12 protein-coding genes and 1 pseudogene are annotated in these 12,677 nt (G+C 63.0%); 1 reads left to right on the top strand and 12 read right to left on the bottom strand.

Annotated elements, in window-relative coordinates; translation table 11 throughout:
- Window positions 1–14: 14 nt before the first annotated feature.
- From HB778_RS22605 to HB778_RS22550, 12 genes and pseudogenes are all read right to left on the bottom strand, one after another.
- Window positions 15–1,034 carry an ROK family protein gene (locus HB778_RS22605; RefSeq protein WP_183457090.1) on the bottom strand — a complete coding sequence of 340 codons (1,020 nt, stop codon included), beginning with the start codon at window positions 1,032–1,034 and terminating at the stop codon, window positions 15–17.
- The gene (locus HB778_RS22600; protein WP_183457089.1) at window positions 1,031–1,753 is read right to left on the bottom strand and encodes a ribulose-phosphate 3-epimerase; all 723 of its coding nucleotides are present in this window, start codon (window positions 1,751–1,753) and stop codon (window positions 1,031–1,033) included. Before HB778_RS22600 ends, HB778_RS22605 begins: the two co-directional genes overlap by 4 nt.
- Window positions 1,750–2,583, bottom strand: coding sequence for an alpha/beta fold hydrolase (locus HB778_RS22595; protein ID WP_183457088.1), 834 nt, complete (start codon window positions 2,581–2,583; stop codon window positions 1,750–1,752). The genes HB778_RS22600 and HB778_RS22595 overlap by 4 nt, the downstream gene beginning before the upstream one ends.
- Window positions 2,583–3,401 carry a sugar phosphate isomerase/epimerase family protein gene (locus HB778_RS22590; protein WP_183457086.1) on the bottom strand — a complete coding sequence of 273 codons (819 nt, stop codon included), beginning with the start codon at window positions 3,399–3,401 and terminating at the stop codon, window positions 2,583–2,585. Before HB778_RS22590 ends, HB778_RS22595 begins: the two co-directional genes overlap by 1 nt.
- Entirely contained in the window at window positions 3,401–4,477 is a 1,077-nt protein-coding gene (locus tag HB778_RS22585; RefSeq protein WP_183457084.1) for a Gfo/Idh/MocA family protein, read from the bottom strand. Before HB778_RS22585 ends, HB778_RS22590 begins: the two co-directional genes overlap by 1 nt.
- An 11-nt stretch (window positions 4,478–4,488) precedes the next feature.
- Window positions 4,489–5,310 (bottom strand): sugar phosphate isomerase/epimerase family protein, encoded by an 822-nt coding sequence (locus HB778_RS22580; RefSeq protein WP_183457082.1) that lies wholly within the window; start codon window positions 5,308–5,310, stop codon window positions 4,489–4,491.
- 50 nt (window positions 5,311–5,360) lie between these two features.
- Entirely contained in the window at window positions 5,361–6,203 is an 843-nt protein-coding gene (locus tag HB778_RS22575) for a carbohydrate ABC transporter permease (RefSeq protein ID WP_183457080.1), read from the bottom strand.
- A gap of 5 nt (window positions 6,204–6,208) precedes the next feature.
- Complete coding sequence (locus tag HB778_RS22570; protein ID WP_095198876.1) at window positions 6,209–7,105, bottom strand: carbohydrate ABC transporter permease; 897 nt, start codon at window positions 7,103–7,105, stop codon at window positions 6,209–6,211.
- Between the two features lie 138 nt (window positions 7,106–7,243).
- Window positions 7,244–8,491: an ABC transporter substrate-binding protein gene (locus HB778_RS22565; protein WP_183457078.1), complete on the bottom strand. Its 1,248-nt coding sequence runs from the start codon at window positions 8,489–8,491 to the stop codon at window positions 7,244–7,246.
- A 123-nt stretch (window positions 8,492–8,614) separates the two neighbouring features.
- Window positions 8,615–9,760 (bottom strand): ABC transporter ATP-binding protein, encoded by a 1,146-nt coding sequence (locus HB778_RS22560; protein WP_183457076.1) that lies wholly within the window; start codon window positions 9,758–9,760, stop codon window positions 8,615–8,617.
- Window positions 9,761–9,849: 89 nt separating this feature from the next.
- Window positions 9,850–10,799, bottom strand: a pseudogene (locus HB778_RS22555) (PfkB family carbohydrate kinase).
- Between the two features lie 3 nt (window positions 10,800–10,802).
- Window positions 10,803–11,603 (bottom strand): class I fructose-bisphosphate aldolase, encoded by an 801-nt coding sequence (locus tag HB778_RS22550; protein ID WP_010914679.1) that lies wholly within the window; start codon window positions 11,601–11,603, stop codon window positions 10,803–10,805.
- Window positions 11,604–11,765: 162 nt separating this feature from the next.
- On the opposite strand from HB778_RS22550, the gene HB778_RS22545 reads away from it, so the two are divergent.
- Window positions 11,766–12,527, top strand: coding sequence for a DeoR/GlpR family DNA-binding transcription regulator (locus HB778_RS22545; protein ID WP_127291316.1), 762 nt, complete (start codon window positions 11,766–11,768; stop codon window positions 12,525–12,527).
- Window positions 12,528–12,677: the final 150 nt, after the last annotated feature.

Genomic DNA, 12,677 nt, shown 5'->3' with positions numbered 1-12,677 from the left:
TTTACGTTGACGTGTCAGCCATTGAAGTCCCTCCGCGCTTCCGGGAACGTGCTTGGACCGACAGGCATGCGGGCGGCCAGGCTGCCATCATCGAACAGCACAAGGCTGGCGGCGCCGACCAGCCCGGCATGGCGGCCGAGCTGCGCCTGGACGATCGGCACGTCGCGATAGGCGCGCATGGCGCGCTGGCGGATGGTCGCCTCGATAACCGGATGCATCAGGTCTAGCCCATTGGCGATGCCGCCGCCAACGACCAGCACGTCCGGCGAATAGAGATGCAAGAGGTTGGTGAAGCCGACGCCCAGCCAGCGCGCCTCCTCCTCGAGCAAGGCCAGAGCGAGGTCGTCCTGCAGCCTTGCCGCCTCGACCACATGGCGACCCGTGACCTCGGCATTGGCGGAGAGGCGGCGCAGCGTCGAGCCGTCGAAGGCTGATGTCGCGGCATTGGCGCGGCGGCCAAGTGCCGTGCCCGAGGCGATGGCTTCGAAGCAGCCGACGACACCACAGACGCAGCGCTCGCCCTCATTGGTGATGGTCATATGGCCGATCTCGGCGGCCAGCCCGCGGCGGCCGTGCAGGATGCGCCCGTCGGCAACGACGCCACCGCCAATGCCGGTCGACACAGTCACGAAGACCAGCGAGCGAGCGCCGTGGCCGGCGCCGAAACGCCATTCGCCGAGTGCGGCCGCGTTGGCGTCGTTCTCCAACCGCACCGGCAGGCCGAGCCGGCGCTCGAGGATGTCGGCCAGCGGCACATCCTGCCAGCCGGCGAGCGTCGGCGGACCGACGGCGATGCCGGCCAGCGGATCGAGCGGCCCCGGCGCGCCGACGCCGACGCCGACAATGGCGAGGCCTGGCGCCTCGGCATGCACGGTCGCGGCCAGCGCCTCGATCTGGCCGATCACCACGTCGGGGCCGGCCTGTGCCTGTGTCGGCACGGCGGCGAAGGCCAGGATCTTGCCGTCACGGTCGACCAGGGCGGCACGAAGCTCGGTGCCGCCAAGATCGATCGCGAGGGCGGCTTCATTGGTCATGCCGCAACCTTCAGCCCATGCAGCCAGCCGATGCGGCCGGCGAGATCCTTGTCACCAAAGGCGAGCGAACCGAGAACCACGGTTTCGGCGCCGGCCGCGCGCAGCAAGGGCACCGTCTCGTGGCGGATGCCGCCATCGGCAGCAAGAACGACGGCCGCCTCGCGGCCGGCCTTTCTCAGAATCGCACGGGCGGCGCCCAGCCTGTCGCAGGCTTTCTCCGACAGGCTCTGGCCCTTGACGCCGATCGCCGTGCCCAGAAGCGTGACGAAGGCGACCTCGGAGACGAAAGGCGTCACCGCCTCGACCGGCGTCTCCAGCCTGAGCACGACGCCGGCTTCGGCGCCGAGTTCGCGTGCCAGCCGCACGGCGCGCAATCCCGCCTCGCCGTTTTCGGCATGGACGCTGATCATGTCGGCGCCGGCCTCGATGAACTGGCGCGTCTGTGCTTCGACGATCGCATCATCGACCATCAGATGGACGTGGATGGGTTTGGCCGTCAGCCCGGCGATGCGGGCGACGAGATCGGGGAAGAACAGGAAGGACGGCGCGAAATGACCGTCCGCGACGTCGATGTGATGCAGATCGACATGAGGTTCGATCCGTTTCAGGTCGCTCTCGAAGTTGGCGAGATTGGCCGACCAGAGCGAAAATTCGGCGATCAAGCGATCGTGTGGCAACGCGGCGATGGCGGCGGGGCCTGACAGGGGCTTTGAAGTCATGATTGGTCCTGGTTGTTGAAATTTCTGTCGAGAAAGCCGCCGATAGCGGCGCGGATTTCGGCGAAATGGTGATCCTTGTCTGCTGCTTTCGGCGTCACCTCGGCGAAGGCGGCATTGGGGATGGTCGCGGCAAGCTCGTGCGCGGTCGCCAAGGGATGGACGAGATCGATCCCGCTGCCGATGACCAGCGTGGGGATTGCGAGGCTGGCGGCTTCCGCCTGCGTCACGCCAGGCCCGTCATTAGCGATCGCCTGCATCACCTCGGCAAAGACAACCGCGTTTTCACGGGCAAAAAAGCCGAGCAGCGAGGCGAGATTGTCCGGCGCCTCTGTGCGAAAGCGGGCCGCTGTCGCGGAGGACGCGAAGGCGTCTCGCGCTTCAGCCAGTGGAAGCCGACGGATGAGTTCGGCTACTTCGACGTAAGGGCGCATGTTTTGTGGTGCTGCGTCGAAGGCCCAGGCGGGACGCACGAACACCAGGCCAAGGATACGGTCAGGGTGCCGGCTCGCGAGGTGCAGCGCGATCGCCGCTCCCATCGAAATGCCACCGGCCACGAAGCGGTCGAGTCCAGCCGCATCAGCGGCGGCCAGCACATCGTCGGCGAACATGGCGATCGAAAACGGACGCTTGCTGCCGGCGCCGGAGCCGCCCTGCGCGCGGCATTCGACGGTCAGCCGGCGGTATGATGGTTGGTCAGGAAAATTCTGCGCCGCCTGGGCGGCATCGCCACCGAGACCATGCTGGAAGACGACGGGAAGCCTGCCCTGCCCGGTGTCGAAGACACGAAGCGCGGCATCGTCGCGCAGCAGGATCGTTGGCGCCGCACTCATCAGAGCAGCCCCCGCAGGAAGGCGGCGACGCCAGGGGCCTCATCAGAGGACAGCCCGTGCGTGACCAGCGCTCCATCGAAACCCACGGCCTTCAGCCGCGCGACGAAATCCGGAAAATCGACGATGCCTTGCCCTGCCGTGGCGAAGCGGCCGTCGCCATGCCGGTCCTTGGCGTGCGCCATGGCGATGTGGCCGGCGGCCTCGTAGATCGCGGCGGCGACGATGGCGCGTGCCTCGTCCGCTATCGCGTGCTCGAACAAATTGGCCGGATCGAGCACGATCTTCAGATGCCTGGAACGCATGTCGGCGATCAGACGCGTCGCGTCCCTGGCCGAGGTGACGATGTTGGCCTGCTCAGGCTCGATGCCGAGATCGACGCCGGCATCTTCGGCCAGCGCCAGCGCCTTGCCCATTTCGGCAGCCATGTCGAACCAGGCAGAAGGCGTGGCATTTTCGGGATGATAGGCCCATTGATCGGCAATATTGCGCGAGCCGGTGCAGAGCGTGACCAGCGGGATACCGAGGGATGCTGCCGTCTTGATGACGACGGCGAGGCGCCTCAGGCCATCGTCGCGCACGGCCCTGTCGGGATGCGCCATATTGTAGGTGCCCGAGAGTGCTGCAAGCGAAACGCCTGTCGACTGTGCGGCAGCGCGGATGGAAGCGATGGCATCCGCTGGTACCGCATCCGGCATTGACGGCAGGCCGGCGCAGGCGAGGTTGAATTGCGTCGTCTCATATCCGGCCTGCTTCACCGCAGCCAGCACGGCGGCGGGGTCAGTGCCCGCAAAGGTCTTGGCGAAGATGCCGAGGCGCATCAGACCGCACCCGAGACGGAGGCAAGTTCGACCCGCTCGCCCGTTTCCACGGAGCGGGCAATGGCGACCATGGCGCGGATCGAGGCGATGCCGTCCTCGACATTGGCGCCGCGCATCGTCGCGCCGTTCAGCACGGTGTCGGCAAGGCCTTCCAACTGGCGGCGGAAGAAATGGCCGTCGGCGCCGAGCGGTTTGCGCGAGGTCGCGTCCTTTTCATGGAAGATATCGACCTCGCTGGCGCGGAAGTACCAGGGGTTGAATGTCTTGGCGATGACCGAGCCGTTCTCACCATAGAGCTGGAACCCTTCGTGCCAGTCCATGCGCACGGCGACGGTCAGATCGAGATGGCCGAGCGCGCCGCTGACGAATTCGGTTTCGACGAACCAGCAATAGGCGCCGAAGCGCTCGTTGAGGCGCGCGCGCACGGCGGTGATTTCGCCGCACAGGAAGCGCGCGGTATCGACGAGATGCGAGCCGTGCGCCAGCATGAAATATTGCCTGAGGTCAGCCTTCGGATTGCCCGAAGGTTTCCTCGCCAGCTTGCTGGTGACCGGCAGCGGCTGAATGGCGTCGGTGTTGGTGTAGCGGTGGGTGGAATCGCAATACCAAGCCTTCAGCGCCAGCACCTCGCCCATCTCGTCGCGGACGAAGTCGCGCGCGGCCTCCAGCGCCGGGTCGAAGCGCTTCATGTGGCCGACCTGCAGCACCTTGCCCGAACGCTTCACGGCCGCCGCCAGCGCCTCGCCTTCTTCCACCGAAGTGCCGATCGGCTTTTCACAGAGAACATGCTTGCCGGCATCGAGCGCCTTGATCGACATCGGCACGTGATAGGCGTCAGACGTGGCGACGATCACCGCCTCCAGCTCGGGATCGGCGAGCATGGCGTCATAGTCGGCATACATCTTCTGTGGTTCGTAGGTGGCGCCCATGCGGGCGAGCAGATCGGGCGCCGCGTCGCAGATGGCGTAGAGGTCGGCATTGGCGGCCTTGGCGCAGGATTGCAGATGCGCGAACTGCGCGATCGGGCCGCAACCGAGCACACCGACTCTCAGGCGTCTGTCTTGTTTCTTGATCATCGTCTCGTTCTTCAGGCGCCGTAGCTGCGCATTGTCTGGCGGTTGGTCTTGACCGCGCCGGCGGGATCGGCGGCGGCCGTTTCGGATTCCTCTTCGAGCACCAGCCAGCCATTGAAACGCGGCGCCGCACCGGCGATCTCGATAACCTTCGGCGTGTCACAGACGCCCTTGCCCAGCATCGCCCAGGTGCCGCTGGCGTCGACGTCCTTCAAATGGATGTAGCGGATGCGGTCGCGGTAGGTACGCAGCGTGTCGGCCATGTCCTTGTGGCCGCGAAGGATGTGGCCGGTGTCCGGCACCCAGCCGACCAGATCGCGGTCGAGCAAGGCAAAGATCCTGTCATAGTCGGCGCGGTCGAACAGCAGCGTGTTGTGGTGCGAGCTCGGATGCACCGCCACCTGGACACCGGCCCTGCGGCCGAGCTCGCCGGCCTTGTTGTAAACCTCGGCGGCGATGGCGAACTTGTCGTCGCGCGGCCCGTCGGACACCACGGTAGCCGAACCCATCGAGACCAGCGCACCGGGAAATGCGGCGGCGAAATCAATCCAGCGCTGCGCCGCCTCGAGCTCGGCGTCGATCTGATCCTTGAGCGTAAACCCGCTGTTCGAACCGAAGGCGAAGGAGACCAGCGTCAGGCCGGACGATTTCAGCGCGGCAGCGAACTCCGACGGCCGGTCGGCGTAGCGGCCGATCATGGTGTCGGTGATCTCGATGCCGGAATAGCCGCCATCGGCGATGGCCTTCAACAGATCGTCGGGGCCGCCGGCAAAACGGTCGCCGAGCATTTCCCAGGTAAAGGTCTGGCAGCCGACTTTGAGGTCTTTCACGTTCATCCTTTCAATCCTTGATACCGCTTATTCCTTGATGCCCCCGTGGGGGGATCCTACTTGACCGAGCCCGCGGTCATGCCGGCGAGGAAGTACCTCTGGGCAACGAGATAGATGAGCAAGAGCGGTAGCGAGCCGAGCACGCTCATCGCCATCATCTGGTTCCATTCGAAGGCGTGCTGCCCCATCAACAGCTGGATGCCGATCGGGACGGTGCGCATGGACGTTGACTTCGTCAGCGTCAACGCAAAGAGAAATTCGTTCCAGCACAACAGGAAGGTGTAGACCGACGTCGCCACGATACCAGGCAGTGAAATCGGGACGATCACCCGCCAGAGTGCGGTCCAGCTGCTGCCGCCATCGACAGCCACCGCTTCGTCGAGATCGCGGGGCAAGGTGTTCAGATATCCAGTCATCAGCAGGATCGCGTAGGGCAGTGTAAACACCAGGTAAGTCAGGATCAGTGCGACGTAGGTATCGAAGATACCGTATGAGACGACAAGCCCGAAGAAGGGGATCAAAAGCGTGATCGGCGGAATCGTCTGCGTGCTGATGATGAGTGTGTTCAGGCTGCCCTTGCCGCGGAAGTTGAAGCGGCTGAACCCATAGGCCGCCAGCAAGGCGATCAGCACCGTCAGCACGGTCACCGCTCCGGCCACGAAGTAGCTGTTGAAGAAGAAGCGCAGCTTTACCGGGTCGCCAAGGATGGCTGCATACGCTTCCAGCGTGAAGGCCTTGGGCAGGATGGTTGGCGGCAGGGCAAAGATTTCGGTATTCGATTTGAACGAGCTGCTCAGCATCCAGTAGATCGGGAAGGCCGCGAAGAACAACCCCGCGGCAAGCGCGACATGCAGCGCAAAGGTGATCAGCCTGTCTTTCGGCGTGTGCCTTTTCCTCATGGTGACTACCGCGCCTTCTGATAGCGGATGTAGAACAGCGTCAGGCCGAGAGAGATCAGCAGGATGACCACAGCGCTCGCCGAGGCCTGCGACAGGTTGTAGCTCGAAAACGCCAGCTTGTACGTGTAGGTGCTGAGGACCTCGGTCGAGTAGATCGGGCCACCGCCCGTCGTTATCCAGATCAACGGAAAGACCTGCATGGTCCAGATGAAGTCGAGCAGCGAGATGCTGATGATGATCGGCATCAGCTGCGGGATGGTGATGAAGATCAGCTTCTGGTAAGCCTTCGCCCCGTCGATATCGGCGGCCTCGTAGAAATCCTTGGGGATGCCCTGCAAGCCTGCGAGCAGGCTGACCATGAAGAGCGGATAGCCCGCCCAGATATTGGCGAAGGTGACGGCGTGCAGCGCGGTCTCGGGCGAGGAAAACCACTCGACCTTGGAACCGATGATGCCCAATTGCAGGAGAATGCTGTTCACGACGCCGTTCGGCTCGAGCAGGAGGCGCCAGATCACGGCGATGATCACCGCGGTGAACAGCCAGGGCAGTATGTAGAGCACGCGCAGGATATTGCGCAGCGTCGGATTGATGCGGTCGCTGTTCAGCATGAGCGCGAAGGCCATGCCGATGGTCATGTGGAAAATGACACTCATGCAGGTGAAGTAGAGCGTGTGCCACAGCGAAGCCCAGAACACTGGGTCGTCGAAGATCGCCTGGTAGTGTTTCAGTCCGGCAAAGGATGGGTCACGACGCAGCACCGCGCTGTTCTGGAACGAATAGGCAATCACCGTCACCATCGGCAGCAGCATCAGAAGCCCGATTATGAGCAGCGAGGGCGACAGATAGAGGTAGGGTGCGACCGCTCGTTTCAGCTTGTGGTGGGAGCGCTTTTGCCGGGTCATGTGCCAACCTTGGGATACGCCTTCAAGAGAAGGTAAGCTTCAAAAACAGGTCCATCTCAAATTGCCGATCCGTTGTTGCCGGGTGGCCTGCCCGAAGTCAGACCACCCGGTCGAAGATAGCAAACGGGAACAGGCCGATCAGAATTTCGCCATCCAGCCCTTCTGAGCGGCGGCAGCAGCTTGTTCCGGAGACTGCTCGCCGGCGAGCATCTTCTGGGCTTGCACGTCGAACTGGGTCATCAGGTCTTCAGCCACCGGCAGGCCGGTGAACTCATTGGCGAGATAACCGGTCTTGAAGATTTCAAAAGCCTTGCCGAAAGCCTTGTCCGAGGTCACGAAATCGGGCTTGGCGTTGACGTTGCCGGGGAAGGCGTTGGCAAGCGACACCAGCTTGGCATTCACCTTTTCACCCATCAGATATTGGACGAGTTTCCAGGCCTCTTCCTGATGTTTCGAGGCAGCAGAGATGCCGATGCCCCAGGAGGCATAGGGAAGGCCGCGCTTGCCCGTATAGCCCTCCACGACCGGAACCGGGATGAGGTCGAAGTTCAGCTTGGGATTGCGCTTGCGGATGAGGTTCACATGCGCGAGCGAGTCGATCATCATCCCGACGCGGTCGTTGACGAATTCCTCGACCTTTTCCTGCTCGGTCTTGGTGGCGATGCCGGGCGAGATGGTGCCGGCGTCGTTGAGTGATTTGACGAAGGTGAGCATGTCCACCACGGGCTTGCCCTCGAGAGCGGGCTTGCCGTCCGCCATCATCGACTGACCCGATGCCCAGACCCACGACATCATGTCGTTCTGGACGCCGGACGGCGTCTGCAGCGACAGCGGCAGCACCCAGCCATACTGGTTCTTGTCGGCATGGGTCATCTTCTTGGCGGCTTCGAGAAACTCCGCGCGGGTCGACGGCAGCTTGGTCACGCCCGCCTGGGCGGCGAGGTCCAAATTGACGAAGACCGGATAGACGAAGGAAGCCACGGGAAACATCACCGCCTTGCCGTCCACCTTGATGATGTCGGCGACTTGGGCTTTGTCGAACTTGCTCGCATCCATCATCGGGTTCATGTCGGCGAGCGCACCCTGCGCGTTCAGATTGTTCACCCAGGCGCCGTCGAGCCCGACGACGTCGCTGAGCGTTCCGGTTGCAGCACCAACCGAGATCTGGTCTCGCGTGGTCGCATAGGGGCCGCTGACCAGCGTCACCTTGATGCCGGGATTCGCGGCCTCGAAATCGTCCATGATTTTCCGCAAGGAGCCTGCGGGCAATTCAGGCTCCCACCATTGGGTGAATTCCAGCGTCGTGTCCGCCATGGCGGCGGTTGCGCCAAGCAACCATGCGGCCGCGGCTATTTTCAGCATCGCGGGCTTTATCCGAAACGTCATTTTTTTCTCCTCCTTCTCTAGGATCGACCGCACAATGCAGCCGATCATCTGCTTCATTCAGAAGTCTTCTTACGAGTACTTCGCAGGCGCCTCGCTCTCGCCTGCGGGCTCTGCCACAGATCTTCAGATCGCCAGATGCGTCTCGGGATCGAAGAAATGGAGCTTGCTATCATCCAGGGCCAACCGGATTTCCGAGCCGGAGCGGACTGCGCTGTCCGGTTCGAATTTCGCCACCGCGTTCGACGTCAGGCCGAAGTCCTGCACCGCGTCGGGATCGCCGGAGTCCACCCGGACCGCGTCGATGTTCAGATGGACGATATGTTCGGATCCGAGCTCTTCGATCGACGTCACCTTTGCGGGTATCGTCTGATACTTGCGGCCGGATTCGAGGCTGCTGTCATAGAGATGCTCCGGCCGGATCCCGAACACGATTTTGCGCCCTGCATACGACCTCAAGCCTGGCCTGCGCACGAAGGCCGCATCCTGCAGCCGGATGGCAAAGGCGCCGGCCGTCAGTTCGTCGCCCGTCAGGGTGGCCTCGAAAAGGTTCATCGAGGGAGAACCGATAAAGCCGGCGACGAAGGCGTTCACCGGTGATTCATAGAGCCTCTTCGGTGTGTCGACCTGCTGCAGCACGCCGCCTTTCAGCACCGCGACCCTGTCCCCCATCGTCATCGCTTCGGTCTGATCGTGGGTCACGTAAATAGTCGTCACGCCGAGCTGCTTTTGCAGGCTGGTGATTTCGGCGCGCATCTGGACACGCAGTTTCGCGTCCAGATTGGAAAGCGGTTCGTCCATGAGAAAGGCGGCCGGCTCGCGCACCATGGCGCGGCCCATGGCAACGCGTTGACGCTGTCCGCCGGAAAGGTTGGCGGGTTTGCTGTCCAGCAAAGACGTCAGCTGAAGGGTTTTGGCGATCTCGTCCACGCGCTTCTTGCGTTCGGCCTTCGGCTTGCCTGCCAGCCGCATCGAAAAGGCGATGTTTTCGAACACAGTCATATGCGGGTAGAGCGCATAGCTCTGGAACACCATCGCGATGTCGCGATCCTTGGGCGGCATGTCGACGACGTCGGTACCGCCGATCCGAAGGCTGCCGCTGGTGATGTCCTCCAGTCCCGCGATCATTCGCAACGCGGTGGATTTGCCGCATCCGGACGGCCCGACGAGAATCAAGAACTCGCCGTCCTCGACCGACAGGTTCAATTGGTCGATTGCGCGAAAATTGTTCCCGTAGGTCTTGCAGATATTCTCAAGAACGACTTCTGCCATATTCCTCCCTCCACAAGTCTAAGCCACTGATTTTTATTATCCTTCTTGGCCCTTTCGCCCGTGAAAATGTTTCCTCGGATAGTTTCAGGCTATGTTCCGGTATCGAGTTGCGCATATCTGAGTTCGACTGCCGACGGCGCGTTTGCCGATGCCAGCAGTTCCGTGACCTGGTCATTCGTCGGAAGCGCCTCGCGCCCGCCACGCCCCGTTATCGAAAAGGCCGCCGCCGCGCAGCGAATGCCACCCGGCCGGCGGTGTCGGAACCGCGCGTCAATGCATGGGCATAGGCGCCATGAAAGCAGTCACCGGCACCGGTCGAGTCGACGACGACAACCCGGTGCGGAGGCAGGTGCCAGAGCCCTGTCGCATCGCGTCCGCGATAGTACACGCCCCTGCCACCATCGGTCAGAACCACGGCGGACCGCGACGGCAACCACAATGCATCGAGTATCTCGGCGGGCAATCGGCAGCCCGTAGCGGCCCGTGCAAAGCCCAGGGGAAGAATGAGGTGGTCGCATAGCGCGATCAGCCTCTCGGTGGCTGGGCCGCCGCTCCATTCGATATCGCCGAGGATCGCTAGGCCGAGATCGCGAGCCCGAGCCACGACATCCAGCGAGCGGATCGCGTAACTGTCGACGATCAGGACGGTCGCGCGGCTGAGGACCTCGCCCGAGAAATCCGGCGTGGTGCCCAGCATCGCTTCGTCGTCATATGCGATGAACCGCTCCCCATCCGAACCGACGGTGATGCGCGAGCGCACCGGGCGCGCGTGAGGGTGGCGCGGCGCGAACGCGGTTTCAACGCCGCTCGCAACGAGATCGCACAACACGGCGTCGTCGGCGGCACTGCCCAGCCATCCGACGAACCCGGCGCTTCCGCCGAGCCGCGCGACGGCGGCAAGTGCCGTTGCGACATTTCCCCCGAAAGCCCGGGCACTCTGCAGAACCTTCCCCTTGCCCGCCGACAACGGCTGATCGACATAGACGATGTCGTCGATCGCAATAGCGCCGAAGCCGAGGATCGAGGGGACGGCGGGCATCGTTCAGGCCCCCGCTTTCGCCAGGGCATCTTGCGCCGACAGGCCGTCATGGATGACGCCGCGAAAGGCAAGCGCCGCCTTCTGAGGATCGCCATGCCCCCAGAGATTGCGGCCCACCACGGCGCCGCGCGCACCGGCACGGATCGCGTCCGCCGTCTGCTGAAGGGCGCCGAGCAGCGTGTCGGTCTTCGGACCACCGGCGATCACAACCGGCACCGGGCAGGTCCGAACGGTCTCTCGAAACGACTCGAAATCGCCCGTGTAGCCGATCTTGATCACGTCGACGCCGGACTCATAGCCGATGCGCGCCGCATAGGCGATCTCGTCGGGGGTGAAGACGATTTTTGCCCCGTCGGTGAAATCGCGAGGGTAGATATGCGCCACCACCGGCATGCCGTAACGGGCCGCCGCATTCACCGAATCGGTCAGCCAGCGTATGTATTTGCCCTCGGTCGCGCCGCGCACCGGAATGGCCACGGCCAACGCATCGGCGCCAGCGCGCACCGCATCCTCGGGCGTTGCAATCAGCTCACTGATGCGATCGTCCGGGGTGAAGCAGCCGGCCTGGATCACCAGGGAAGCCTTGCCCGCATATTGCGGCCACAGATGGCGCGCGGTGCCAGGCTGGATGCTGACGTAGTCGGGTTTGCCCGCCATGACGCGTGCAAGCGCACCCGGCAGGTCGGCAAGGCCGCCTTTGCGCACGTCGCCATAGCCGACGAAGTGGTCGACCGCGCCGCCAAAAAGGTTCCCCGATGGATGCGAGAAGAGGCGCGCCAGGCGCACCTTGGTTCCGAGGCTCATGGGTCCAAAACTCTCCAATCGATTGACTTCAAAATCCCGTACCCAGTGTTTTCGAAAGAAAGGATAAATGCAATCTTTCGAAATCTTTCGAATTCGCATATTTTTGGTAGAGTGAACCGAGGCCAAGGCGATCGCTTGGCGCATGGAGGCAAGGACAGGGCAATGTTGTCAGAGCAGAGACGCCAATCGATCCTGGGTGAAGTGCAACGCAGCGGACAGGTTCGCATCAAGGACCTGTCAGACGATTTTGGCGTGTCGGAAGTCACGGTGCGCTCCGACCTCGAGATACTGGACCGCAAGGGACTGCTGACCAAGACCCGTGGAGGGGCGGTGACCCGGACCACGGATTCGACCACGGCCGCGTTCGCCCGGCGGATGCAAACGAACCTCGATGCAAAGAAACGCATCGCCCGGGCAGCGGTAGAACTGTTCGAGGACAACCAATCGGTCATCTTCGACGGCGGCTCGACATTGATGCAGGTTGCCATGCTGTTACCACCGCTCAGCAATGTCGTGGTCGCGGCCACGGCGATGAATATCGTGCAGCATCTGATGCATCGGCCCGGGCTCGACGTTCACATGATCGGTGGCCGGGTCTATCCAGACACGGTGAGCACGCTGATCACCGATGCCGACACGGCTCTCGGCGGCTTGGTGGCGCATCAGGTCTTTGTTGGAGCGCATGCGATTGACTCGTCACTGGATGTGGTCGACGTGAACGAAGACATGGCGCGAACGAAGCGAAACCTTGTGCGCATGGCCCGGCGCGTTGTCCTCCTTGCGGATTCGAGCAAATGGGGCGTCAGCGGGACCTCCAAGGCATTTTCGCTGTCGAGCGTCGATGTTGTGATCACCGACGATGGCCTGTCCGGCCCGATACGCAGCCAGCTCGATAGGACCGGGGCCAAGGTGATCTATGCCTGACCCCGTCGCGGTCCCTGGCCGCGACGGAAAGATCTATGCGCGCATGACCCACGGGATTCGCATCGGCGCCCGGCCGTTTTTTCAGGTCTGTCATCTTCTCCTCCCAAGGCCGGCAGCCTCCCAATATCGCGCCAGCATTTTCGCATGTTC

Source organism: Mesorhizobium huakuii (genome assembly GCF_014189455.1).
Classification (GTDB): Bacteria; Pseudomonadota; Alphaproteobacteria; order Rhizobiales; family Rhizobiaceae; genus Mesorhizobium; species Mesorhizobium huakuii_A.
This window is presented reverse-complemented; position numbering and strand designations above follow the sequence as displayed.

What these genes read in the sequence shown, in the direction of transcription:
- HB778_RS22590 (WP_183457086.1), bottom strand. Translation starts at nt 3,401, where the DNA reads ATGCGCCTCGGCATCTTCGCCAAGACCTTTGCGGGCACTGACCCCGCC.
- HB778_RS22570 (WP_095198876.1), bottom strand. Translation starts at nt 7,105, where the DNA reads ATGACCCGGCAAAAGCGCTCCCACCACAAGCTGAAACGAGCGGTCGCA.
- HB778_RS22580 (WP_183457082.1), bottom strand. Translation starts at nt 5,310, where the DNA reads ATGAACGTGAAAGACCTCAAAGTCGGCTGCCAGACCTTTACCTGGGAA.
- HB778_RS22575 (WP_183457080.1), bottom strand. Translation starts at nt 6,203, where the DNA reads ATGAGGAAAAGGCACACGCCGAAAGACAGGCTGATCACCTTTGCGCTG.
- HB778_RS22605 (WP_183457090.1), bottom strand. Translation starts at nt 1,034, where the DNA reads ATGACCAATGAAGCCGCCCTCGCGATCGATCTTGGCGGCACCGAGCTT.
- HB778_RS22545 (WP_127291316.1), top strand. Translation starts at nt 11,766, where the DNA reads ATGTTGTCAGAGCAGAGACGCCAATCGATCCTGGGTGAAGTGCAACGC.
- HB778_RS22600 (WP_183457089.1), bottom strand. Translation starts at nt 1,753, where the DNA reads ATGACTTCAAAGCCCCTGTCAGGCCCCGCCGCCATCGCCGCGTTGCCA.
- HB778_RS22550 (WP_010914679.1), bottom strand. Translation starts at nt 11,603, where the DNA reads ATGAGCCTCGGAACCAAGGTGCGCCTGGCGCGCCTCTTCTCGCATCCA.
- HB778_RS22585 (WP_183457084.1), bottom strand. Translation starts at nt 4,477, where the DNA reads ATGATCAAGAAACAAGACAGACGCCTGAGAGTCGGTGTGCTCGGTTGC.
- HB778_RS22565 (WP_183457078.1), bottom strand. Translation starts at nt 8,491, where the DNA reads ATGACGTTTCGGATAAAGCCCGCGATGCTGAAAATAGCCGCGGCCGCA.
- HB778_RS22595 (WP_183457088.1), bottom strand. Translation starts at nt 2,583, where the DNA reads ATGAGTGCGGCGCCAACGATCCTGCTGCGCGACGATGCCGCGCTTCGT.
- HB778_RS22560 (WP_183457076.1), bottom strand. Translation starts at nt 9,760, where the DNA reads ATGGCAGAAGTCGTTCTTGAGAATATCTGCAAGACCTACGGGAACAAT.